General features: G+C 39.0%; 18 protein-coding genes. 2 read left to right on the forward strand and 16 right to left on the reverse strand.

The genetic code is table 11. The annotated features are described in order from the left end of the window. Positions 1–142: 142 nt before the first annotated feature. A complete protein-coding gene (locus tag FW768_RS06680; RefSeq protein WP_153393913.1) occupies positions 143–670 on the reverse strand; it encodes a hypothetical protein in 528 nt (175 codons plus the stop codon). 685 nt (positions 671–1,355) lie between these two features. Here FW768_RS06680 and FW768_RS06685 point away from each other — a divergent pair. After that, complete coding sequence (locus FW768_RS06685) at positions 1,356–1,493, forward strand: hypothetical protein (RefSeq protein ID WP_153393915.1); 138 nt, start codon at positions 1,356–1,358, stop codon at positions 1,491–1,493. Positions 1,494–1,708: 215 nt separating this feature from the next. Here the strand turns inward: FW768_RS06685 and FW768_RS06690 are convergent, their stop codons facing one another. Beyond that, positions 1,709–2,464 (reverse strand): SDR family oxidoreductase, encoded by a 756-nt coding sequence (locus FW768_RS06690; protein WP_153393917.1) that lies wholly within the window; start codon positions 2,462–2,464, stop codon positions 1,709–1,711. Positions 2,465–2,834: 370 nt separating this feature from the next. On the opposite strand from FW768_RS06690, the gene FW768_RS06695 reads away from it, so the two are divergent. Continuing rightward, on the forward strand, positions 2,835–4,427 hold the full coding sequence (locus FW768_RS06695) for a helix-turn-helix domain-containing protein (protein ID WP_153393919.1): 1,593 nt from the start codon (positions 2,835–2,837) through the stop codon (positions 4,425–4,427). A 49-nt stretch (positions 4,428–4,476) separates the two neighbouring features. Here FW768_RS06695 and FW768_RS06700 read toward each other — a convergent pair whose 3' ends face one another. The 14 genes from FW768_RS06700 to FW768_RS06760 form a co-directional block, all read right to left on the reverse strand. Then, positions 4,477–4,803: a helix-turn-helix domain-containing protein gene (locus FW768_RS06700; protein ID WP_153393920.1), complete on the reverse strand. Its 327-nt coding sequence runs from the start codon at positions 4,801–4,803 to the stop codon at positions 4,477–4,479. 58 nt (positions 4,804–4,861) lie between these two features. Continuing rightward, a complete protein-coding gene (locus FW768_RS06705; protein WP_153393922.1) occupies positions 4,862–5,305 on the reverse strand; it encodes a transposase in 444 nt (147 codons plus the stop codon). Positions 5,306–5,467: 162 nt separating this feature from the next. Beyond that, entirely contained in the window at positions 5,468–6,991 is a 1,524-nt protein-coding gene (locus FW768_RS06710) for a transcriptional regulator (protein WP_153393924.1), read from the reverse strand. Positions 6,992–7,401: 410 nt separating this feature from the next. Continuing rightward, on the reverse strand, positions 7,402–7,944 hold the full coding sequence (locus FW768_RS06715) for a hypothetical protein (protein ID WP_153393926.1): 543 nt from the start codon (positions 7,942–7,944) through the stop codon (positions 7,402–7,404). Between the two features lie 187 nt (positions 7,945–8,131). Then, positions 8,132–12,121, reverse strand: coding sequence for an RCC1 domain-containing protein (locus FW768_RS06720; protein ID WP_153393928.1), 3,990 nt, complete (start codon positions 12,119–12,121; stop codon positions 8,132–8,134). A gap of 212 nt (positions 12,122–12,333) precedes the next feature. Further along, positions 12,334–12,639: a hypothetical protein gene (locus FW768_RS06725; protein ID WP_153393930.1), complete on the reverse strand. Its 306-nt coding sequence runs from the start codon at positions 12,637–12,639 to the stop codon at positions 12,334–12,336. Between the two features lie 173 nt (positions 12,640–12,812). Next, positions 12,813–13,442, reverse strand: a complete 630-nt coding sequence (locus FW768_RS06730; protein ID WP_153393932.1) for a hypothetical protein — start codon at positions 13,440–13,442, stop codon at positions 12,813–12,815. Between the two features lie 324 nt (positions 13,443–13,766). Then, entirely contained in the window at positions 13,767–14,087 is a 321-nt protein-coding gene (locus FW768_RS06735; RefSeq protein WP_153393934.1) for a hypothetical protein, read from the reverse strand. A gap of 19 nt (positions 14,088–14,106) precedes the next feature. Further along, on the reverse strand, positions 14,107–14,661 hold the full coding sequence (locus tag FW768_RS06740; RefSeq protein ID WP_153393936.1) for a hypothetical protein: 555 nt from the start codon (positions 14,659–14,661) through the stop codon (positions 14,107–14,109). Between the two features lie 214 nt (positions 14,662–14,875). Then, positions 14,876–17,959 (reverse strand): T9SS type B sorting domain-containing protein, encoded by a 3,084-nt coding sequence (locus tag FW768_RS06745; protein WP_153393938.1) that lies wholly within the window; start codon positions 17,957–17,959, stop codon positions 14,876–14,878. A gap of 102 nt (positions 17,960–18,061) precedes the next feature. Next, positions 18,062–20,359, reverse strand: a complete 2,298-nt coding sequence (locus FW768_RS06750) for a T9SS type B sorting domain-containing protein (RefSeq protein WP_153393940.1) — start codon at positions 20,357–20,359, stop codon at positions 18,062–18,064. 34 nt (positions 20,360–20,393) lie between these two features. Then, positions 20,394–22,730, reverse strand: coding sequence for a T9SS type B sorting domain-containing protein (locus FW768_RS06755; protein WP_153393942.1), 2,337 nt, complete (start codon positions 22,728–22,730; stop codon positions 20,394–20,396). A 15-nt stretch (positions 22,731–22,745) separates the two neighbouring features. Then, positions 22,746–22,871 (reverse strand): hypothetical protein, encoded by a 126-nt coding sequence (locus tag FW768_RS23820; RefSeq protein WP_262885772.1) that lies wholly within the window; start codon positions 22,869–22,871, stop codon positions 22,746–22,748. Between the two features lie 16 nt (positions 22,872–22,887). After that, a complete protein-coding gene (locus FW768_RS06760) occupies positions 22,888–25,188 on the reverse strand; it encodes a fibronectin type III domain-containing protein (RefSeq protein ID WP_153393944.1) in 2,301 nt (766 codons plus the stop codon).

The following is a 25,188-nucleotide window of genomic DNA, read 5'->3' on the forward strand; positions in this document are numbered from 1 at the left end:
CCAGGGGATTTATCTGTAATTCACATAATCTAGTACTAATACCTACTTGACCATAGGTAATTACATTTATAAATGAGTAGAATTGGTTTTTTCTTTAGATTTTGAGCAAGGTTGAAAATTTTTCAGACCTCCCTGACTTGGTTTATGGTTTCCAGAATGTCCATACCTTTCCGTTGTATACCGCAAGATGCTTTTTAACGGTATCATATACCATCATCCCTGGTGCCGGGTTGATGATGGCCAGATGCGGGCTGGCTACTTTGGGCAGGATCATCGCTTTATCTGAAGCTTCCAGAACAAGAATTCCATTGGTAGAAGAAACAGTTCCTATTCCCGTTTTAGCAGTGGACTTTTCTACTTTATCTGTTCCCTGTATGCTCAGATCGGCTGTCCCGATGGTTGCGGCTGTGCCATCATCTTCGCTGAGATTCACCCATTGCCCACCATTTTTAAGATACTTCACTTTATGATCTGTGGTATCATAAATTAAGCTTCCTTCGGCAGATATTCCGGTTTTATTTTCAACATAAGGGAGAATAATTCCCCTGTTTTCTGTATTGGAAAATTCGAGGGATACCGAAGTGTTGGTAACATTTTCTTTTCCTATTGCTACCTGTGCTTCTATAGTACAGGCCGCAAGTACGGTTAAAATCAGTAGTGTTTTTTTCATTATGTATTTGATTAGTTTAATAATTGACCTAGTCTTCCCGTTAAAAAAATTTAATAAAACTTTTATATTAATTAAATCCTTTAACCTTTAATGCAATATTATCATTACACAGAAAGGTGCACAAGGTTAATGCAGGAAGAATTCAGAAAATTACGTGTCTCTTTCCTTCAATATACAAATAAGCAATACTGATAATCAATCAATTATAATAAAATAAAGTTTATGTCAGGAATACCTGACTTTACATAATCGTTAAAAAAAGGGGGTATTTTTTGATGGAAAAAGCCTGTTTTTTTTATCCGGCTAAAAAAAATCGAAAAATAGAAGTCAGCATTGCGGGTGTAATTATTCTCCAATCTATTATGAAAAGAAATTAAGTATATAAAAAACAGACAGGTATTCAGAAGAATCAATGAATTTCTTTACCACAAAGCTTTGAAAATAAAAAAACCACATTCTACTTTCATATGGGATTCTTGAAATTCTTTAGCTCTTTTATAAAATGGGAGGGAGAAATTCCGGTCTCTTTTTTGAATGTCACTGGTAAATACCTCTCTTAAAGCAAATCCTGATTTTTCGGCCAAATAACTGATGTTGTATTCTCTAAAAATAACACTCTCATAAAGTTGCCGGATGATATACTCTATTCTGAGACTGTTGATATAGTCATTAAAATTATTTTTTTATGCTGTCCGATCACATCATTCCAGCTAAGGACATTCAGGTTTATATACAGTTCCTGAAAATGGAGGGAATCAATCAGGCCTACACTCTGAGACATAGTTACATGCAGGTACATCAGATCAACCCTCACACAAATTAACGGATATCCGGAAGATTGAAGATTTGAAAGCCGGAATCTGTCATCCGCCTGGTGATTTCTGAAAGTTATAATAAAAAGTTGGAGTACTGGAAAGTAGTACCCCAACCATCTGTGCTGTTTCCGGCATTCTATGTTCAGTCCATATCATAGAATTATAATGCCGGAAATACAGGATAATAAAAAAAAATTATTTATATCGTCTGAATGATCATGACTTACCTCGTAGTATACCCTCCGTTGGCAAAAATGGTCTGCCCGGTAATCCACCAGCCGTCTGTAACCAGGAATTCTACTAACGGAGCAATATCTTTAATATCCGTTAATCCTCCAAGTGCAGATGCAGATTTGTGATAGGCTACGGCATCATCACTTTCCTGACCATAGAAAAAAGGAGTATCCATAGGTCCGGGAGCAACTGCTGTTACTGAAATACCCCGCTCACCAAACTCTTTAGAAGCAGCTCTGGTAAAATGTTCCACAGGGGCTTTCATTCCTGCATACGTTGAATATAAGCCTGTATAAGCTGCCAGCAGAGAAGTAACGATGGTACAGATTTTTCCATCATTATTCAGCTTTTTACCCGCTTCCTGAATGAAGAAATAGGCAACTTTCGAGTTGATTTCGCTCATGCTGTCATATTCTGCTTCGGTAGTATCTGCAAAAGGTTTTTTCAGGACTTTTCCTACCGTGTTGATGGCAATATCAATTCCTCCGAACTTTTTAATTCCTGCATCAAAAAGTTCAGTGATCTTCTCTACTTTCGTAAGATCTCCCTGTACCAGAATAGCTTCTGCCCCTAAAGCCTGTACATCTGCGAGTGTTTTTTCGGCATCGGATCTTGTGCTTTCGCTGTTATAGTGAATCACCAGTTTTGCTCCTTTTGCAGCAAGGTTGCGGCACAGTAAGCCGCCAAGATTTTTGCCTCCTCCGGCCACTAAGATTACTTTTCCATTTACATCGTGTGTTTTCATACTATTGGATTTTTTAAATTATATATTAGCTTATTTTGCTATTTATGATTTTCTCAAGAAAAGAAATCTTCTCCCCAAACAAAGAGAGAAGATTTTGTACATCATCGTATTTTCAGAATCTGCTCGAAACATTTCTTATCACTGGTTGCCCCGCAATATTAGATTTCTGCAGGATAACACACAACATTAACTTAGGAATAATTCCGAATGTATCACGGTATTGAAAGTTATTTTACAAAAAATAATTACTGATAATCAATCAAATATACAATCAAAATGCATTTTTATGAAAAGATACATACTGCCTGTGTTGGTATGTGCAATTTTAAAATAAAATTCTTCTTTACATTTGTTTTAAACAATAACTAACATGGCAAAACTTTACTGTTTTATCCTCGTTTTATCTTTTTTTCCTTTTCTTATTTCAGCCCAGAATAGCCTTCCAACAAAGCAAGAGATCAATGCTCTGTATGAGAAAATTGCCTCCCAAACTAATGATAAAGACATCAGGCAAATTGATAAACTTATTGAATTATCAAAGAAAATCAATTATAAAGAAGGAATTGGAGAAGGAAAAATCAAGATGCTGGATGTTTTTTACCGGCGCTCTGATTACAAAAAAATGCTGGAATTGATTAAAGATACAGAAGCGCTGGATGTTAATAATAATGAGCTACTCACAAGGCTATTTATCTATAAATCTTTTGTAAATAAAGCAATAGGGATACAGAAAGAGGAGTTTAAGAATATGAACGATGCATTGAAATATGCCAATAAAGTAGAGGATACCAATGAAAGACATTTTTTAACGGCTACCGTGTACAATAGGTTTTCATCTTTTTATGACTATAAAAAATCAGATTCACTTATTCACTATTTAAAAAAAGAACTGGAAGAGCTCCAACAGATAAGTGATACCTATCAAAAACTAAAGTCTGAAAAATATGAAAAAATTGCACTTAATAATCTCAATATTGGTAACTTTTATTTAGGTGTTGTACAACCTCAGCGTCTGGATCTGGCAGTGCCATACTATTTAAAAGCATATAACTATAAAACCACACAGCCTGATATTTTTGAAAAGCTTGATTTACCTATACTATGTGGTACAGGAAGGTTCTATTTAGAAAAACAGGATTATAAAAAGTCTATTGACCTTGCTAATGAAGTTTTAAAACGGGAACAGTATAAGAAAAATCCAAGTTACAGACTATTTGCTTATATGCTTCTCGCTGATTCTAATGAGGAGCTAAAAAACTCTGCAGAGCAGGCAAAATATACTCTTTTATATGCGAAACTGAACGACAGCCTCAATGATGTTGCTAAAAAGGAAGCCGGGAAAGAATTTGACAGACTTGTCACTGCTGCAGAAATAAAAAAAGATAAAGAGCACACCTCTACTATCAGAATTCTGCTCTTATCTACGGGCTGCTTCATTCTTCTTTTAGCATTGTCTATATGGCATTACTGGAGGAAAAAAAATGAGATCTCCCATAGAAAATATGAAGACCAGATTACCAAAATAAACAGTGAACAAAAGGCTATTCCTGCAGAACATGCAGAAATCAAAGAAAATGCAGAAGCTAAATCCTCTGTCAGCATTACAGATGAAACGGTAAAAATACTGCTTGCCAGACTTGAAAAATTTGAGCTGTCTGAAAAGTATCTCAGAAAAGATCTCAGCCTTACCTGGATGGCCAATAATCTTAATACCAATACCAAGTATCTTTCGGAAATTATAAAAACCTACAGGGATAAAAGTTTCACAGGCTATATTAACGGACTTAGAATCGGCTACATCACTAAAAAGCTATATGAGGATCCTATCTACCGTGAATATAAGATTAATTATCTCGCTGAAGAATGCGGTTATACAACCCCAAGGGTTTTTGTAACGGCCTTTAAGAATGAAACAGGTTTCACGCCTTCCTATTTTGTTGAACAGCTTAGGGTTCCATCATAATTTTAAGAGAAAATAATGATAGAGCTGCCTACTTTTGTAAGGCAGCTTTTTAGATCACAAACAGTTTCCTCCATTTGGCAATTGTATTCCGGCTCATTTTGAAATGGCGGGCAAGCTGGCTGTTATTAAAGTTGTGCTTTTTCTGATAATCCAGAATCTGGACAATGTCGGATTTTTTATAGGAACGATATTTTTGATTGGCAGTCTGGGTTTCTTCATCTGAGATACCAAAGATTTTACGGTTGATGCTAACAATATCCAAAACAGATAGTTCCCCTTTTTCCAATATTTTCCGGCATTCGAATTTCTTTTCGGGATATTTCTGATCAATAATATCCGAATACAGACGTTTATAGTCCGGTTTTTTTTTCTCCATATTTGTGTTTTTAAATGAATTAATTTCTAATGGCAGCTCTGTACCCAATCTGAAAAGATCAATGAATTGGGTTTTCCGGCTCAGCTTTATATTTGGTGATCCATTTGCTTAAGGTTGTCCTTGGAATCCTGTACCTTTCCATAATCTGTTTATTGGTCATTTTTCCCATCTCAATCTGCTCTATGATAAAATTAATGACCTCTTTGGTATAAATATTTTTACGGAACTGAGGCAAAGCAGATTTTACCGGGGTTTTATCAGCGTTCTCTGCTGCAGGAGGAGCATATAAAATCAAATGCTGGCTGTATAATCTGAAAAAGTCGTACTCCAGCAGTTTGCTCCACCTCAGAAGGAACCGGGTATTCAAATCTTTCTGCAGGTACATTTCTTTTATTTCCTTTTCTGTGCATCTGAAGAAGTTACAGATCCGGGACATTTCTATCCCGTTTTCTGCAACCCGTTTCTTCACCATCTGTCCGATGTGAATGTTTTTATAATTCATAACCGTAATCTTAAACAATAATCTGAGGATAAAACAACTCAATTCCTTTTAAAAAATAAAAAATATCATATACTATCAAAGCTCTATTTTAAAGCAACAAACTGATATTCAATTATTTAATTTTAATCAATTATCATTTCCTAAGACCAAACAGCTTTTCTCTTATTGAAATTGATTTTTAGAAAGGTTTTTAAACCATAGTTCAAGATCTTCATCAGCTGGAATTTGCAATTTCGTACGGAGATTCTGCCTTCTGTTCCGCACGGTATTGATCGATTTGAAAGTATATAACGCCACATCCTTTGTTGTAAATCCTAAGAAAAAATAGGCGCATAATGCCAGTTCCGAAACCCTGAGCTTAGAATCCCTTGCCAACAGCGCCCTTATCACTTCAGGATAAACTTCCTGAAAGCGGGTAAAAAATTCAGGGCTGTTATTTTTGGCCAGAAACAATACCTCATCAAAAGACTCATTTACTTTCTGTTCAAGCTTTCGGGTGTCTTCTTCATATCGCATTGCGATTTCTTCTTTCTGCTGAATAAGCATTTGTTCTTTCTGGGTTGAGACCTTTTTATAGGTGCTTAATTTTTTAGCCTTTTTCTTGTAAAGCATCCATAAGCCAATAAACAGTAATAGGGTAATGCTTATGATCATGATGAGATAGGACTGATGTTTTTTATTTTCCTTCACAAATTCTTCCCGCTGATCTGAAAGAATTGAATTAACAGCCATATTTGAGGCTGCCAGTGCCTCAGATCTCAGGCTGTCTGTCAGCTCGAATGATTTCAGTCTGTATTTTTCTTCCGAAACCGTATTTCCCAGAAGCTGGCTCACATTGGCTATTTTCAGGTAGATCGCCGGAAGTTCGCTTTTCAGTTTGGTTTGCTCAGAAATTTGTAAAGCTTTGTTATAGTAAAACAAGGCAGAATCGTTTTTCTTATGATACAGCATCAAATCGCCATATGTTCTGAAGGTAAAAGAAAGAAAAGGATATCCGTTTGCTTTAGCAAAGTTCACCGCTTTTACCAGAAAGTATTCCGCTTCCTCTGCTTTATCAATGGACAGATAGTAATCTGCCAGTCTGGTATAGTTATTAATAATACTGATCATGCTTTTCTTCACATCCAGCTTTCTGAGCACCTTCATGCCACTATTCAGATAAAAATACACCGAATCCTGCTTTTTCATGAAACCATAGGTGTTGGCCAGATTTTCATAAATTAAAGCTCTGGCTAAATTTTTATCTTCTTCGGACCTTTTCATTTCCGGGATGATAGCAAGTGCTTTCTTATTCTCTGCAACCGCATTGGTATACAGCTTGGAAGAGGCGTAAATACGGGCACGTACTCTTCTTATTTCAAAATTCAGACTGGTATCGTTAAGATTTTTGTTTTCCTGCTGGGCTTTATCCAGGTATTCCAGCCCCTGTTTATAGGTATTAAGCTCTGTTAAACACTGGCCAATACGAAAATTCCCTATTGCAATACCTCTTGAATAGTTTTTCTTTTTGCTGATATCGAGTGCTTTTTTAGCATAAAATATTCCGGTCTGCACATCGAATTCCATTGTTTTGATATAGGAAGAATCCAGCAGCTGCTCAATTTCAGGAATTTTTTTTTGGGGTGTCTGGGAAAATAAAAGAACGGGAATTAATAAAAATATATAGAATATCTTTTTTTCTATCATAATTTCAATCTTTATTTAATAAATGATTAAAAAAAACAACAATAACAATGCAATAAAGTGAAATTTTTAATTAAAAACCACAAATATGCATTTATTTTTCGTTAAATACGTTAAATAATTCAATTATGTTATATTACAAATCTTACCATTCATCTTCAGTCCGGTTAAAAAATTCTGCTCCCATCCCTACATCAGCACAGACACAGGCATATATTGATAAAAAAAGCACCAGATATCTTTCAACTGGTTTCAATGGTATCAAATAGTTCAGACAGAAAAGATCACATGCCAACTTGATCATTATTTCTAAGAGAATTTAGAAAAATTATGTTTTTTGACGGTAAATTAAAGATGAAAAAACCATTTTGATTTCCATGATATAGAAATCAAAATGGTTTTAAGAATGGCAATCAGGGTTTCCAAAATGTCCATTTGGCTCCGTTGAATACGGCCAGACGCTTAGAGCCTGTCTTATTGATATAGACCATCATTCCTGCTGCAGGATTGATCACATCATCGGTACTGTTCACCTGAGGCAGAACCATTGCTTTGTTGTAGGATTCGAGAATCAGAACTCCATTGGCTGAGGAAGTTGCTGCACCAATAATGGCACCTTTCTTCGTATCTTCTGTAACAGCAGCTGGCTGTTTCACAAGAGCTGCATTGATATTTGCTCCGTTTCCACTACTGAGATCCTGCCAGGTTCCGTTATAATACTTTACTTTTGCCTGAGCAGCATCGGAAGCATCAACAAGTATCGTACCTTCCACCAACCCGGTTCCTGATGGAAGAGTTCGTGTATAAGGGAGAATAATTCCTTTATTCTGATTAGCGGCAAAATCTACAAGAACAGAAGTTTTATCGGCTGCCGTTCCGGTCTCATCCCCAAAGATCACCTGGGCTAAAGTGAGATGGGAAACTATTAATAAAGAGGTGATAATTATTTTTTTCATTGTTTTCATTTTTTATTTTAAATCAACCGAAGAATACTCTGCTGATCAGTCTATTAAAAATCCGGGCAAAATTCTTTTCAAAGCATTTACCATCATCTTACCGGAGAAGTTACACACATTCCCTCTATAAGAAAGATCCGGACGGATTATTGTAATTAACTGCTATCTATTCAAAGTTCAGCTGGTTTTACGGACAAGCCGGTGTACTGAAACATTTCCAGGCCCCGTCTGAATATATTTTCAGACATTTATCTGTGGTATCGTAAACCATCATTCCTTCCTGTGGAATACTGATAATTCCTAAATTGGCTTTAGAAATCCGGGTAATCACCAGCCCCTGAGTATTGGATTCCAGAGCAATATGCCCGGATTTTCTTACCGTAGGCCAGTTATCTGTATCTGAACTTCCGGCTCTTTTAAGTAAAGTAATTCCTATCTTGGTATCCGGTGCATTACCTGCTATAATCGGATCTTTAAAACAGATACAGTTGATGAATTCAGGATCAGATGCTGTATAATAGGACACAACTACCGGAGATCCTGTAACGGCTGTACATGTACCTGCATCAGCAATATAAAAGGCATAATAAGTACCCGGCCCGGCAGCGGCAGGATTAGTCACCTGGGTACCCGCCGTACGGTTAGGAGTTGTCCACCACTGTACTGAATAACCTGTTGGCACAGCATCTTCCAAAGCGTCATTAAGAGTAGCTGTGTTTCCGGAACACATTTTCAGATTTCTGACCACAGGAGCGGCAGGTGGAAGTTCAATACTGCATAAATTGTTGAATGACGGGGTCTGGCTGAACTGGAAAGTTGCATAATTATTGGAGTCAACAATTCCCATACTTCCGTTTGCACTATGCCCTATATATCCAAGTGTATTTGAGCAGGCTTTGAAAACCATATTGGTATGCCCTCCGGTTTCCACAGCAAGGATTTTATCTGTGCTGCTTAGTCCGCCAGTCATTAACACAGGATCCATAGCAGCATTATTGGTACTGCCTCCTAACATAGATCCTGCATTATATCCCCACGACCAAAGTTTCCCATCTGTCGTAAGAGCCTGATTGGCTGCATATCCTGCATTGTCATGTTCATTAGGGCTTATCCAGGCTACATTGGCCAGGTCAACAGAAGCACTGGTTGATTTTACACTGACCCAGCTTTTCTTTTCAACAGCATCAAAAGTTCCCAGCTGTTTGTAGGTGTTATTCCCTAAGCTGTACAGCTTTCCTGCCGTACTTAGCAGGTAGTATGAATTTTCTAATACAGTAGAGGAATTATCTGTTGGAGTATTCTTATACAGGGTCATTCCAATCATTTTAGGAATCACTCCTGATGGTAAAGTCATTTCTGTTGCATATACTCTATCTGCTTTATCGGTTCCGTTTCCTAAATAGGATTTGGAGCCCCAGGTATAGAGCTTTCCACTGCGGGTTAAAGCCATCATTGCCGTTCTTGTTCCTCTCATGGCTACGACACCGTTAAGGGTAGTTGAAGAGTTCAGCATGACTCTGTGCCAGCTGCTGGAATTTGCCCCAGTATCATCGGTACCGTCTCCGTTTTTCGCTCCTGTCCATGATAAAACATAAGCTTCTCCTGTACAGGTTGTAATAGCTAATGTAGCATAAGAACCAAAAAGCATCTTGACATCTGTAGGAGTGACCCCTGACGGAAGCCCGTAAGTATTGGCATTACCAACTGTTGCATTGGTAATCTTTCCGAAAATACGGTCACTTTTAACCGCACTGTTGACCAGTACATTCGGACCTCCCCAAACATATAATCCATCTTCGGACAACAAAGCGTATTGATCTGCATCACTGCCGGAAACGCCTTTTGTTCCGATAGTTGTTTTCAAAATCTTCCCGGTATAATTAAACCCATTTACAGGGTTTATTGCAAGCGGTGAAGTGATATTTCCTCCTGCAGACCCCGGCTGTGCATTCTGTCCCCAGATCATATAGGTCCCGTCTGCTTTTTTAATGGTACTTGAATGGAAACCTGAAATAAAGTTGTCATATTCAATGGTATCAGGATTAGACGTATTCAGGAATGTATTGGAATTACAATCCCCTGTAATACAATTATTCACCACCGGACAACTGTTTATCGTTACTGTTACTGGATTGGAAGCAAGGCTGTAACAACCCGTACTGCTATTATAATAAAATGCATAGTAAGTACCGGCACCCGCATATTGTACTTGAGCACTGTTCAAAGGAGTTCCTGCATGGCTGCTGTTGGTAAACCATACCAGAGCTCCCCCTGAAGGAACCGTTCCTGTAAAAGCGGTATTCAGATTCACAAAATTATCAGGGCAGATATTGCTGATATTCTGAACCGGAGGAACAGTAAAACGTGTTGCAGCCATAGTCACAGCTGTATTATACACCCACTCCTCAACCATCAGAATAGATATCACGTCACCAATATTCAGTCTTAAAGTAGCAAAATTATTCACGGGCACTACATTGAAAGCATCCTTCTGCTGATTGATCTTTACCCCATTTTTATAGATAAAAATATGATCATCACCGTAGGTCAGGTCAAATTTGTAAAGTCCTTCTTCACCGCTTTTAATGGTTTTATTGAAAATTACAGCATAGTCTTCATTAGTACTGTAAGGAATCCTTGTTCCCACATAGTTAGAAATCTGTGGATTGGAAGGGGTAAGACCAATGGTACCTGTCTGAAAATTAACTGTAAAAGCATTATTGGTATTAGCATTTACATTATAATCGAATGTAGCGATCTGTGCATAGCTTGATGTCGGGAAACTGTTGGAACCAGAAACCTGTGTCCAGCCGTCAATTCCTGCCGGAGCATCATAAACAACCGCTTTCCATCCTGAATTACTATAGGACGAAGAAGAAAAACACACTGCAGCATCGTTAATACCATAACGAAGTCCGGTGATTGCATTATAGCCTACAGAAAGAACAATCCTTCCGTCCGGTGTTCCGTCGTTTCCGGTAGAAGAAGTGGCCTCTCCTACTGTCAGCCATCCTTCCGGAAGTTCCTGAAGAGGAGCAACCGCTCCTATTGTTCCTGTATTTTTACTGAGTTGTAGAGTATATGTACTTCCTTCAGTAACATACCCTGCAGGAATCGTAAATACTCCAGAAGTATTTACTGATGCAGAGTACACCAATCTTCCGTCTGATCCTACCGCATTTACATATAATCCTCCGGCATTGGTTACTGTACCGTTGATATTGGTATATCCATCCGTATCTTTGTAAACGGTTCCGGTTACAGATGGCTTTGCAAGAGGTAAGAGTGATAAAAAATTGAGACGTACGGTGGCAATCCTGTTATTGGAAGCCCTTGTTAGGGTCATTGACGGAGCGGCTGTACTTCCTGTGAAATACCACGTAGATGATCTTATCCCATCCGGTTCGTTTTGCGGTGCATTGGTTGCTGTAAACCCGCCATTACCCTCTGTATTGGTTACACTTACATCAGTTGTATTAATCCATGAAGATGGAGATACCGTATAAGTTTCATCTTTTGTCATTCCTGCAAAAGCCAGATACATGATATCAGAATTACTTCTTCCTGTCTGGGTAGCTGTGGGAATTCCTGAATAAGAATAGGTTGTGGTATTTGTATTTCCGGAGCCCCAAAAGTTTCCTCCGGTTGCCGTATAAGTATTAGCATCACTTACATTTCCGTAAACCTCAATATGAACTGCAACTTCATCTCCTGCATTTTTGGGAGTATTGATATCAGGAAATGCTATGGCAGTAATTCCTGTTGGTAATCCCTGTGTTTCCGTAAAAACATAACGATGCATAATCGTTGAAAAATGGGCGTTTGCTGCTGTTGCCGTCACTGCATCATTTCTGAAGTAAGTCAGAGTGGCATTTTTTCCTGCCATGGAAACTCCGCCTATTGTTGGAGGAATATAATCAAATCCTGAATTTCCGGATGGATAATTACTTCCATCTGCTCCTGCCCTGTGATCGCGTTCAAACCAATAGGTAATAATCATTACTCTATTTTTTCCTGCCGGAATATTCCAGTTGAGGGCAACCGGATTTCCTGTAGCTCCACTACCTTTGGCGGTAACAGAAGTTTTGCCCAATAGCGTGATATTCTGCCCCGAAAGGTATGCTGAAAAGAACAGCAATATCGGAACAAAAAGATTAAAAAATCGTGATTTTTTCATTTTTTCATTTTTAAGTACGGCAATACATTACTGAACAAGTTTGCCGGTTGTTGTGTTAAATAAGAATTATTGGAAATTTAATTTGTAAAGAATAGCTGTAGAAACTGTATTATCTACTTTGAAATGAGTTCAAAAAGCAACTTATACACTTTAGATCACCTGAAAAAGAAAAAACTGCTGCCCATCATGAGCAGCAGTGCTCTTTTCATCATTTAGAATCTATATGGAGTTCCTCCCGTATTCCCTCCTGTATTTCCTCCGCCATCACCTGAACAGTCTTTGGATACAAGAGTTGTTGTTGTGTAGATCGCAAATCCCAGGAAATATTTGGTGACATGTTTATACTTTACATTACAGCTTCCTTCTTTTCTCGTTGAATAGGTAGTAACATAGTAAAAACTCTTCACAGACATTTCTGTTTCCGGTTTTGCATTTGCTGATGTGTTGAAATTGTTGGCACAAACTCCTGTTGTTCCAAGTGCCGCAAACAGCACTCCTGCGAAAATCATTTTTTTCATAAGTGTTTAATTTAAAAGGGTTAAAAAAAGTGTATGTATTATTTGTGTTTAAAAAAAATAGGACAAGGGTAAAGGGTGATGATGAATTATTACAATTCGGGCATAATAATCCCTGCTTCCGTAGATTGAGGCTTCATTAGGCCCCTTTACTATCAGAAGTAAGAAACTGAAGATTATATGAAGGAAGTAATAGCAGGCGGAGGTCTTGTATGATAGGATTTCAGGGTATCCTTAAATGTCTCATTCATGTGATTGGGATAGAGAACCCTGGAAAAACCTGAAAAGAAAAACAGAATGGTACTGAAAGAACTTTTCAGACCGAAAGATTTAACCTTATTATTCTGTGAGGTCAGAATATAACCTGTCCACGTATTATCCGGGCTGAAAAGAAATTCAGACGATATTCCGGACTTATATTTTGTGGAAACAATTGGTTTTATCTCTTTCTTTGATGTCGTTTTATGGGAGGTCGGAGATTTTCCGGGAACCGGCAAAGCCTTTTCAATACGCTTTTTATTTTTCTGAGAAACCGGTTTTATAGAAACAACTTCTATAGGGCTACCAATATTAACAATGACGGTACCTTCGGAGAGGTATATTTTTGCTTTGGAAGAAATATTCGAAATTTTCTTTTCTTCAGATCCGGAAATATCAGCTTCGTCATCAGTATTAAGAATAACTGTCTCGTTGGCATGAGCTCCTGCGAAACTCAAGTATGGAATCAGAACCAAAAGGAACAACAGGGTTCTCACAAAAATCTGTGGAAACCCATGGGTTCTTTTTTCATCACTTGTGTTTTTCATAATTAGCCAAATCGGTGATACAAATGAACAAAAACAGGATTAGTTTTCCGGCATTTCACTTATACCATCGTTGCACTATTTTATTTCAAGTCATTAAAAATCAACACAATACATTAACATTATTTTATTTCCTGAACAGTAAGTCTAATTTTCAAATGATAAAATTTTCAGATTTAACACTTTTTAAATTAATAATTTTCATTAATATTAAATAAATGATTGTTATTTTTTTTGGAAAAAGACTGGTTCTGATTTGCAATACTATAGCTATGGAACATTATCAACTAAAACATTTCATGAGTAACCATAACCAAGCTGCTTTCTTTATTTCTTTCTGATGACAAGATCACCTTCTGACAATCTTATTTTCTCTCCGGAAATACTTACTTCAAGCCATTGGTCCGGATCATCAAATTCACAGTCGTTGATTATTCTGTAATCTGAGTATCCCGTATTGGAAACCGGGAGTTCAAAAACAGTTTCAACAGTTTCTTTTTTAATCCGATACTTTTCGAAAATATCAAGAAGATATAGGGTTTCTGACAGGTCTTTCTTCAACTGAATATTGGTTTCTTTATCTTTTCCTTCTGCAATGAAAGCATTCACAGAGTCAATTTCTTTGATGATAAACTCTTTTACGGTCATAGACTTTTATTTTATCCCGTTATTTTTCTGAGAGGAATTTATATTTATCAATCAGAATATCGAGAATTGCAACACAAAAATAATAAATTCCCCCAGCCAGCATATTGGTCAGAATATCCCTGTCTGAATACCACACCAATGAAATCATGGACAGCAATAAAACAAAGAACCACAGAAGCAGCTTTGCGGCAAAAACTCCGGCAGCCCGGAAAAGCATTTCGTCATCTTTTATGGTTCTGGATTGGATCAGGCACTGAATCACCGTAAGTATAGATCCATAAAGAAGTTCCTTCTGCTGATACAGATCAAAGGTATAGAAAAAGAGTGCTGGCCCAAGAAGGATCATCAGCCATATAAAAAATTTCAGAAAAAAACCTGCTTTCACCTCTTTAGAAAACATAAGCGTTGAAAAAATAAATAACGGATACACCATAAAAACCGAATACAACATATACTTATAAAGCAGAAGTTCTTCAGTCTCCGTTCCGTCTGAAAGCCAGAACATCCGGAAATACAAAAAAGAAAGGTACAATGAGTTTAATTTAAAGATAACCGAAACGTTTTTATATTTCATAATGAGTCGTGTTACAGGTGGATGAAAAGCAGATCTCTGAACTATTTTCAAGTGTTACAATTTATAAAAAAGAGAGGAGAAAAATGAGACTTCCTGTTCCTAATAAAAACGGGCAGCACAAATCAAGATCTGTACTGCCCGAACAAAAGCATTCTTCTTCATTCATCTCCTTCATCATTAATATAATAATAAAATCCCCTTTAATAAAAAACTCCTAATTTCTATTTTTCACAAGGATCCATCCCGAATAAGCTACAGGGGTCTTAGTCTCCGGTTCGGTCCAGGTGATTTCGTACCAGTAGGTTCCGCTGCTCACGGGAGTTCCGCCAATGGTACCATTCCATTTCAGGCTGTTATTTTTTTCCGAAGAAAATATAAGCTGTCCATATCTGTTGAATACATTGAATTTCAAATCTTTCAGGTAGCTCAGTTCACTGTAGTCCAGATCATCATTAATTCCGTCGCTGTTCGGAGTGATTGCGTTCACAAGATTAGGTACTGTAATCTGTATCTGTACCGGATCGCAGTTGAATGAATCTTTTACATAGAATGTATTTCGTCCCCGTGGAAGATCGGTAAATACATTGGAATCCTGCCATAGAATTCCATCTCTGGAATACAGATAAGGTGGCTCTCCTCCTTCTACTGTAATGGTTGCTGTATTGTTTTTAACATCAACCCGCTTAATTCTCGGGCTCGGAACAGCAACCACTCTCACCGTCTGCTTCGTCTGGCAGCCATCTGATGTAAGAATTACCCAATAATCTCCCACCGGCACATTCTGAATGGCTTGTGTAGTAGCTCCCGTACTCCATAAATAGGAAGTATAGCCAGGTCCTGCATCTAACTTGGTAAGCGCCAGAGGACAGATGTACTGATCCACTAAAAGAGCTGATGGTTTTGGCGGGATAACGTTCAGGGTTATTTTAGCATAATCAGAACAACCGTTCACTGTGGTGATCTTTACGTATACTGTTGCATTTGGAGAAATATAAGGATTGGGAGTTGTGATCTCGCTGGTTCCGTTAATCGCGTCATTAAGGGTCGGATAATATTTTTTCGTAACGGGATTGGTAGAAGTAACAATTGCTGTTGTCAGGTTAAAAGTCCCCTGACTTGGCTGATTGGGAACAGAACACCCGGAAAGCACCGCATCTATAACATCCGGACCACGATAATACTGAAGGGTAATCTTTGCATTAGCCGTACATCCCTCTACTGTAGTCACTTTCACATAAACCGTGGCAGGTAATGTAGCCGCATAGGCATTCGCCGGAATAATCTCTGCGGTTCCTGCATTCAGGTCTGCCAGTGTAGGGTAATATTTTTTAATGGCTGTAGCAGGTCCGCCCACATTAGCCGAAGTAAGATCAAAAATCCCGGATCCGTTAATATTACATGCACTTACCGTAGTATCTGTAAGAACCAGAGGCTGTACGGTAACATTCACTTTTACCTGTTCGCAATCTGTAAATTCCGGATCATTTCCACAGAATTTATACGTGAAGGTATCTGTTGTTGTTCCTGTATTGGCTGTATAAGTCAAGATACCTGTAGCAGGATCTATGGTTAAAGTACCGTTGGCAGGAGGCGTTATAATCTGTACACTTCCCGGAACCGGGGTCTGTGTTGAGTTGCTGAATGTTGGAGTAATCTGTGTAGGCATTCCGGCACCACAGGCATTAAGCGGTTTTACCGTGTTTGCCAGACAGGAATATACTTTATATGGATAAGTAGTGTACACACAATTTTCATTAGTGATAGACACTGTATAGTTTCCGCCTTGCGTAGGGCTAAAAGTATTGGCATTGGCTCCCGGAATAGGATTTCCGTTAAGGTTCCACTGGTAATGGGTAAAGCCGCTTTCAGCCTGTAAAACAATTCCCGGGGCGCAATCCCCGGAAGCTTTAGTGATTACCGGAACGGAACTGAATCCTGCAAAATAACCTCCGTAACCTAAGTTTCCGCTTCCTCCGGCAATTCCGGCAGTAACTGCTTTAGTGGAATTTACCGTGACATTTCCTGCAATATTGGGAATGGTATAGGAAACCCAATCAGTTGTTCCTGTCACAGGAAAAGGTCCCTGTGCAGCAGTAGTTCCCACACCGTTTACGGTTACATTGGCTCCTGCCTGGGTAAGAATATTAAGCTTTACAAAAAGCGGTGGATTAAAAACAGCTCCATAAGGGAATTCGTCTATTTTCCCGATTTCATCAATGATTTTAGGTAAAAAACAGTTTAAAGGCGGGATATAATTAAATCCTTCCGTAGCATCATTATCTGCAGTACCGGATAAAAGCTGATAGGTATACACATTTTTACTTGTTTTGATATACATATTGAGATGAGAAGGTCCGTTTACCACATAACCGGAAGCTTTTACACGATAATAACCCCCTTCGTTTAATGTGGCAACAGGGGTAGGATTACCATTCAGCCAGACTTTGGTATCATTTTCGGTGGCTACAATAATAGCTCCTTCAATTTCAGGAAGAAGATTCCCCATTCCTTTGATCAGGACAAATTCATTTCCAAGACGTTCCACAGGAACCGACTGATCCATGATAATGTCCTCTCCGTTATAAGGTGGAATAAGCCCGAACTGGCCGCGGAAATTTCCATTGGTTACGGAAACCGGTTTTGTAGCTTCTATTCTGGCCCCGATAAATCCGTCCTTATTTCCGGGTCTGGTGGCAGATCCTGAAAATATGTAAGATTGCCCTTTGTTCAGGGTAATGGTGATCGTAGGTTGTGTAAGCCCGTTGAAATTATTAATGAACCAGGTGGTCATATTGTATCCTGAAACTTTAACCTGTGTATTGTCTTCAGTAGCCAGAACACCACAGGTAAAATTCAGGGTATTGGTATTATTCGTCAGCGGAGCATACACCGCATAAAATTTTGTCCCGATTCCGGCTTTACCTTTTGACGTCAAGATTTCACCATGATTAATTTCTGAAAATCTGTAGGTGGCAAAAAACGGAAGATCACCGTGAAGATAAAGTCCTCTGGTTTTTACACTCATGGCATCAGCCGGATTTTGTCCTAACATGAGATTGAGAGGAACATCAAATGTCTGAGGATTTCCTTTACTGATCGTAACGGTTCCTATTACCGCGTTATTATTGTAAATGGTAACAGGAAAAGGAACAGTACTGTCTGTAGATAAATATAAAGCCTGCTTGGGGCTTCCGTTCACAAGACTTCCGGCCATAGGGGCAAACCAATGATCCGTATCTCTCTGTGCCTGAATGGAAAGAGAGAATAGCAGCATAAAAATAAATAAGACCCTTTTCATAAATTATAAGGAGATTTTTAAATTAAGCAAATCATAACGGCCGTTTAATCAACCTTTTGCTGATGATATTGCGATGATTATTAATTATATTTTTTTCAGAGACTATTCTCTGTTTTTCACCAGAATCCAGCCGGTATATTTAATAGCTGTATTTTGTTTGTCAGATTCTTTCCATGAGATTTCGTACCAATAGGTTCCGGAAAGGATTTTCTTATTGCTGAATTTTCCGTCCCATGTATAGTTGTTGAAGGCTGTCCCTTTAAAGACATTATTCCCATACCGGTCATATACCGAAAAAGACAGATCTTTCTTGTACCGGAGTTCTGAATATGAAACCATATCATTAATGTTGTCTCCGTTCGGAGTAATGGCATTGATAATATTGATGACCATCATTTCTACCGCAACAGGATCACAGTTATAAGAATCTTTCACGTAAAACTTATGCTGTCCGTTTGGAAGGTTCCTAAATACATTGGAACTCTGCCAGTTGACATTATCCGTGGAATAGCTGTAAGGAGGCTTTCCTCCAATCACAGTAAGCGTAGCTTTTTTATTATCCAGGTCAATATTCTTGATTACGGGTTGAGCAGCGGGTGTTACAGACGCTTCATACTTGCTGAAGCAGCCATTATATCCTACAATCACCCAGTAATTCCCGATTCCGGCATTGGAGATGGATTGTGTGGTAGCTCCTGTACTCCATTCATACGACTGGAATCCAGGTCCGGCATCTAATGTTGTTGTCTCATTAACGCAGATCACCTTGTCGGTAATCAGTGTTGGAATCTGGGGAGGCATTATCACTTCAAATACAGGGGTTGTCCTAGGAGGACAGTTCCCACCCACAGATACTGTCACGGTATAATTTCCTGCTTTAGTCGGAGAATAGGTATTAGTAGTCGCTCCCGGAATAGGATCTCCATTGAAGTTCCATTGGTAAGAAGCATAGCTGTCATCCACTTCCAGAATCATTCCCGGAATACAGTTTCCATTCTTTTTGGCAATAACGGGAATGGAAGAAAATCCTGCGAAATAACCACCGTAACCCACTGCCTCATGCCCTGCCGCAATACCAGCAGTCACCGCTTTGGTAGACTGTACGGTAATATTACCTGTCACATTTTCTAGAGAATAGGTCTGCCAGTTTGAATTTCCTGTAACAGGATAGGGTCCCTGAACTCCAGACAATATTGTTCCGTTCACAGATACCGTTGCCCCGGATTCTGTAATGATATTAAGCCTGACTTTGGGGTCAATATCCGTGAAATAAGGCAATGTATTGATAAGACCTATTTCATCTATTTTTTTAGGAAGGAAACAGTTAACCGGCGGAATATAATTGGCTCCGCCAGTATTATAATATGTTCCCGAATTACCACCGGACATCAGCTGATAGACATAGATTTTTCCGGTACTTCTGATCCGCATATTATAATGTCCGCTAAAATTCTGACTGATAAATGATGTAGATCCGATACGGTAAAACTGTCCTTCATTCAGGGTAGCAGTTGGAGTTGTTTCATCATTTACATACACCTGGGTATTGTTTTCTGTAGCTACAACGACAGCTCCTTCCAGCTCATAAGAAATCGGTGCCATCCCCTTCATTACGATATACTCATCACCTAATCTTTCTACAGGGATAGACTGATCCATGTAAATATCAAGCCCTCCTGCTCCATTTCCAATCAAGGTATGCTGTCCGTTAAAGTTCCCATTGGTTACAGAAACCGGTTTATTGGCTACTATTTTAGCTCCGATAAAACCTGTTAAATTAGCAGCTATATCTCCATCTCCTTCTATAATATATGACTGTCCCTTATTTAATGTGAAAGTCATCGAGGGAGTATTAGTTCCGTTGGTTCCATTGGAAAACTGAACGGAAGGTTTGTATCCGGAAACCGTCACAGTGGTATTGTCCTCAGTAGCCAACACACCACAGGTAAAGTTAAAGCTTGCATTGGTAACCGATAATGGGGCGTACGCTGTATAAAACCTCGTCCCGATTCCGGCTTTGCCTTTAGAGGTCAGAATTTCTCCATGCTTATCCACTGAAAATCTGAATGTACAGAAGAACGGTTTATCTCCTTTTACATAAAGGCCTCTGGTGGTAGTGCTGAATGCTCCTGACTGAGCATCTGTCATCATAAGATCTTTTGGAACATCATACGAAACAGGATTTCCTTTACTGATGGTCACTGTTCCTAAGAGCATATTGTTATTATAGATACTTACAGAAAACGGAACGGTGGAATCTGTTGATAAAAACAAAGCCTGTTTATTCGTATCCGTAAAATAACTTTGCTTCATAGGAGCAAACCAATGTTCAGTATCCCTTTGTGCCCACACAGAAAAGGAAAAAAAGAAAAATATAAAAAATAATATTGTCTTTTTCATATGCTTTTTTACAGTTAATACTATTTTGTAATGATTATTCTCTGTTTTTCACCAGAATCCAGCCTGTATATTTAATAGCTGTATTTTGTTTATCAGATTCTTTCCATGAGATTTCGAACCAATAGGTTCCGGAAAGGATTTTCTTATTGCTGAATTTCCCGTCCCATGTATAGTTGTTGAAGGCTGTCCCTTTAAAGACATTATTCCCATACCGGTCATACACCGAAAAAGACAGATCTTTCTTGTAGCGGAGCTCTGAATAGGAAACCATATCATTAATGTTGTCTCCGTTCGGAGTGATAGCATTGATGATATTGATGACCGTCATTTCTACCGCAACAGGATCACAGTTATAAGAATCTTTCACGTAAAACTTATGCTGTCCGTTTGGAAGGTTCGTAAACACATTGGAAATCTGCCAGTTGATATTATCCGTGGAATAGCTGTAAGGAGGCTTTCCTCCAATCACAGTAAGCGTAGCTTTTTTATTATCCAGGTCAATATTCTTGATTACGGGTTGAGCAGCGGGTGTTACAGACGCCTCATACTTGCTGAAGCAGCCATTATATCCTACAATCACCCAGTAATTCCCGACTCCGGCATTGGAGATGGATTGTGTGGTAGCTCCTGTACTCCATTCATACGACTGAAATCCAGGACCGCCATCTAATGTTGTTGTCTCATTAACGCAGATCACCTTGTCGGTAAGCAGCGTTGGAATCTGGGGAGGCATTACCACCTCAAATACAGGAGTGGTTTCAGGAGGACAGCTCCCACCCACGGATACAGTTACGGTATAATTTCCTGCTTTGGTTGGAGAATAGGTATTAGTAGTCGCTCCCGGAATAGGTTCTCCATTGAAGTTCCATTGGTAAGAAGCATAGCTGTCATCCACTTCAAGGATCATTCCCGGAATACAGTTTCCATTCTTTTTGGCAATAACAGGAATGGAAGAAAATCCCGCAAAATAACCGCCGTACCCTACTGCATCGTCTCCTCCTGCTATTCCTGCGGTTACCGCTTTGGTAGACTGTACAGTAATATTCCCTGTCACATTATTGACGGAATAAGTCTGCCAGTTTGGATTTCCTGTAACGGGATAAGGTCCTTCTGTGCCCGATAAGGTTACTCCATTTACAGATACCGAAGCACCTGCTTCTGTAATAATATTCAGTTTAACCGCAGGAGTGAAAGTGGTATAATAAGGCATAATATCAACCATACCGATTTCATCTATTTTCTTGGGAAGAAAACAGCTCAGTGGCGGAATGTAGTTGGCTCCTGGGGTAATATCACTCCTTGAGGTTGTTCCTGCCATCAGCTGATAAACATAGATCTTTTTGGTACTTTTTATCCGCATATTATAATGCCCGCTGAAATTCTGGCTGATATATCCTGTAGAATTTATTCTGTAGGATTCACCTTCATTCAGGACGGCAACAGGAGTCGTCTCATCATTTAAGAAAACCCGGGTATTGTTTTCTGTAGCCACTACTATAGCTCCTTCCGTGTTCTCTGCCAGGAGAGCCATTCCTTTCATCAGTACATATTCATCGCCAATACGTTCTACAGGAATAGACTGATCCATCAGGATATCACCTCCGTTATTTGAACCAACAATCTGCCCATTGAAATTCCCGTTGGTAACTGTTATGGGTTTTGTAGCTTCAATTTTAGCCCCGATAAACCCAGTCTGATTCCCGGGTATATTTCCTAATCCATCTAAGATATAGGACTGTCCCTTATTTAATGTAAAAGTCATCGAGGGAGTATTGGTTCCGTTGGTTCCATTAGAAAACTGAACGGAAGGTTTATAGCCCGAAACCGTTACTGTGGTATTGTCTTCGGTAGCTAAAATGCCACAGGAAAAGTTATATACTGATGAGGATATGGTAATAGGCCCATAAGCTGTATAAAACTTTTTACCGATTCCTGCTTTTCCTTTGGAAGTCAGAATTTCAGCATGTGCTTTTACAGAGAACCTGAATGTACAGAAAAAGGGTTTCTTTCCTTTTACATAAAGACCTCTGGTCGTTGCCTTAAAAAGTTCAGTCTGAGAATCGGCAATCATCAGTTCCATAGGAATATCAAATGTCTGAGGATTTCCTTTACTGATCGTAACCGTTCCTATAGCTATATTGTTATTGTAAATGGTAACAGGGAAAGGAACAGTACTGTCTGTAGACAGGAACAAAGCCTGTCTGTCATTATTACGGTTGAGCCTTGACATCATAGGGGCAAACCAATGTTCGGTATCTCTTTGCGAAAAAAGATCATTGCTGGCAAAGAGAAGTAATAAAAAACCAAACAAAAGCTTCTTTGAAAAGGCTGACCATTGCTTTGTATGATAGAATATTTCTTTAGGGATCATTAAAATACTTTTGTTTTATAATAAAAAAGGGGTATAGCTTTCATCATCCTCCTTATTCGCTTTCAGAATAAATAATAAGTCCTGGTCATCAGAATAAAAATCTGCCATGAAATGCAACGGGATGAGTTCGCTGCTAATCATGGCAGAGACAACATATTTATTTTTTGACTGCTTTTATGGTTTTGGAGGTACCATCCATCATGATTAATCTGATCATGTACACCCCAGCATTAAGCTCTTGTAATGAAATTGTTTTCTCAGGAAATCTCAGCTCTTTTACCATTTTTCCTGAAGCATCATACACCACTACAGACTTCAGCTTTATCTCTCCCGAAATTGTAATGACATCCGTAAACGGATTAGGATAGATAATAATATCATGTTTTGCCGTTACTTCATTTACACCCAAAGCAACAGTAGGTGCCCAGGATACATCATCATAATAATAGATCACGTTTCCACCGTCGGCGAAAGTGGTGAATATGGCCAGTTTTGCATTGGTAGGAACCGTATTAGGAACTGCTACCACATATTCGCTTGCTCCTGTATAAGAGGTATTGGTAATATTTACATCCTGAATAAGTACAAATGAGTTAATGTCCGTTGGATTTGTCACATAACCAATTTTCATTTTACCGGTAGCCGCACTGCAATACGCTCTGAACTTTAATGAGTGTGTTCCTGCATTAATATTGCTCAATTCAGGTAAAACGGCCATAGAAGACCCTGTAACTGGTCTCTGGAAAACCTGTTTAGTCCCTGAATAACCACCACTATAGGCATCAACGTTTACAATCCCGCTTCCTGTGGTCAGTCTTCCCCAACAAGGCACACTGGCAATTGATCCGTTATTGTAAGCTTCAAAGTTTTCAAAAAGAGATGTTTTCGGAGCACACAGCGTAAGTACGGATGCAATATTTGACCAGGTACTCTGATCTGTACTGCTGCATCTTGACCTTACCCAGATATAATAGGTTGTCGCAGAATTCAATCCCTGCAAGGTATAAGAATTTGCAGTTGTTCCTGTTACATTGGGAGGTGTTGTTGACGTTGGGGGTATATTGCTTGTACTGTAATAAATATCATACCCTGAAGCAGGCGCAGGTACAGCAGCTGTCCATGAGATATCCGCTCCTGAACTGGTCGCGTTGGATAAAACAATATTCCCCGGAGTAAAGCAGGTTGGTTTGGGTTCCCAATACATATTATCCCAGTATATGATGGTGTTGGGTACTCCTCCATGTCTTACAGCCAGTCGTGCATTGGCAGGCACCGTGTTCGGAATGACTACCGAATATTCATAACCATCCATCGTTGTATTGGTCATGGTAACAGACTGAATATTCACAAAAGACGATGCATCTGTATCATTGGTAACGTAACCTACATCCAGCGTTCCGGTTCCGCTGCTTACCTTGGCTTTAAACCTCAGCCAGTGGGTTCCTGCATTGACATTACTGAATGCCGGAAGCACTGCAATAACGGTATTGGCAGCACCATTTGCATATTGGTACATTCCTTTTGATCCGTTCACCCCCACTGTGTTGTTAATGGATTGTGTACCATTTCCTAAAATAATCTTATCCCAGCAGTCCAGATTGTAAAGAGTTCCAGTGGTTCCGCTTTCAAAATCCTGAAACATAGAAGTCACCGGATTACATTTCGTTTTAAATATTCCTCTTAAAGACCATGCACTTTTACTGGATGCACTGCAAACAGATCTTACATAGTAATAATAGGTAGTAAATGCATCTAATCCGCTGATAGAAGCAGAAGTTGCTGAGCTTCCTCCCGAAGCTGTAGCGGAAGCATCAGGAGCCGCTGCAGAAGAGGTATAATAATATTCGTAACCATTTCCGGGTGCCGTGGAAGGAGCCGTCCACGAAATAGAAGCCGTACTCGTTGTTATATTATTTGACGTAAGAGAAGAAGGCACAAAGCAGGTTGGAGCTGCAGGTTCAATTTTCAAGCTGAAATCTACAAAGTTGCCATTGTTACCAGCATTAGGTCCACAGGGATTAGGAGAAGTAGTAAGCGTTGTTCCCGTCTGTACTCTTATCCTGTAAATACCCGGTGCCAGTGTTGGCGGAACAAAAAACTGATCATCAACTGTTGAGTAGCCCGATACTCCTATCGGATTTTCATAAAAATCATTAAAATCTCCATTCGCATTCCAGTCTACCCATACAAGGGCTTTGGTTCCGTTTCCTGCAAATTCCAGATGTACCTTTACCGTACTTCCTGGATATGAGGTTACTGTATGACTTGCGGAATTATCCACATAAGCCTGGTAAGCCGCTGCATCATAATATAATGCCCCCTGATCCGAAAAAACAGCGTTTTTCAGATAATACGTGGAGTTTGTTCCTCCACTGACAGGAATACAATAGGTCTGTGCATTCAGTGATAAAAACGGAAGAAGTAAAATCATCCAAAATAACAGGTAATGTTTTCTCAT

Source organism: Chryseobacterium vaccae, from assembly GCF_009602705.1.
Classification (GTDB): domain Bacteria; phylum Bacteroidota; class Bacteroidia; order Flavobacteriales; family Weeksellaceae; genus Chryseobacterium; species Chryseobacterium vaccae.

Coding starts and splice junctions, on each gene's coding strand:
- FW768_RS06745 (WP_153393938.1), bottom strand. CDS start 17,959: ATGAAAAGGGTCTTATTTATTTTTATGCTGCTATTCTCTCTTTCCATT.
- FW768_RS06700 (WP_153393920.1), bottom strand. CDS start 4,803: ATGGAGAAAAAAAAACCGGACTATAAACGTCTGTATTCGGATATTATT.
- FW768_RS06710 (WP_153393924.1), bottom strand. CDS start 6,991: ATGATAGAAAAAAAGATATTCTATATATTTTTATTAATTCCCGTTCTT.
- FW768_RS06750 (WP_153393940.1), bottom strand. CDS start 20,359: ATGAAAAAGACAATATTATTTTTTATATTTTTCTTTTTTTCCTTTTCT.
- FW768_RS06715 (WP_153393926.1), bottom strand. CDS start 7,944: ATGAAAAAAATAATTATCACCTCTTTATTAATAGTTTCCCATCTCACT.
- FW768_RS06690 (WP_153393917.1), bottom strand. CDS start 2,464: ATGAAAACACACGATGTAAATGGAAAAGTAATCTTAGTGGCCGGAGGA.
- FW768_RS06705 (WP_153393922.1), bottom strand. CDS start 5,305: ATGAATTATAAAAACATTCACATCGGACAGATGGTGAAGAAACGGGTT.
- FW768_RS06685 (WP_153393915.1), top strand. CDS start 1,356: ATGCTGTCCGATCACATCATTCCAGCTAAGGACATTCAGGTTTATATA.
- FW768_RS06760 (WP_153393944.1), bottom strand. CDS start 25,188: ATGAGAAAACATTACCTGTTATTTTGGATGATTTTACTTCTTCCGTTT.
- FW768_RS06730 (WP_153393932.1), bottom strand. CDS start 13,442: ATGAAAAACACAAGTGATGAAAAAAGAACCCATGGGTTTCCACAGATT.
- FW768_RS06735 (WP_153393934.1), bottom strand. CDS start 14,087: ATGACCGTAAAAGAGTTTATCATCAAAGAAATTGACTCTGTGAATGCT.
- FW768_RS06725 (WP_153393930.1), bottom strand. CDS start 12,639: ATGAAAAAAATGATTTTCGCAGGAGTGCTGTTTGCGGCACTTGGAACA.
- FW768_RS06720 (WP_153393928.1), bottom strand. CDS start 12,121: ATGAAAAAATCACGATTTTTTAATCTTTTTGTTCCGATATTGCTGTTC.
- FW768_RS23820 (WP_262885772.1), bottom strand. CDS start 22,871: ATGATTAGCAGCGAACTCATCCCGTTGCATTTCATGGCAGATTTTTAT.
- FW768_RS06695 (WP_153393919.1), top strand. CDS start 2,835: ATGGCAAAACTTTACTGTTTTATCCTCGTTTTATCTTTTTTTCCTTTT.
- FW768_RS06680 (WP_153393913.1), bottom strand. CDS start 670: ATGAAAAAAACACTACTGATTTTAACCGTACTTGCGGCCTGTACTATA.
- FW768_RS06740 (WP_153393936.1), bottom strand. CDS start 14,661: ATGAAATATAAAAACGTTTCGGTTATCTTTAAATTAAACTCATTGTAC.
- FW768_RS06755 (WP_153393942.1), bottom strand. CDS start 22,730: ATGATCCCTAAAGAAATATTCTATCATACAAAGCAATGGTCAGCCTTT.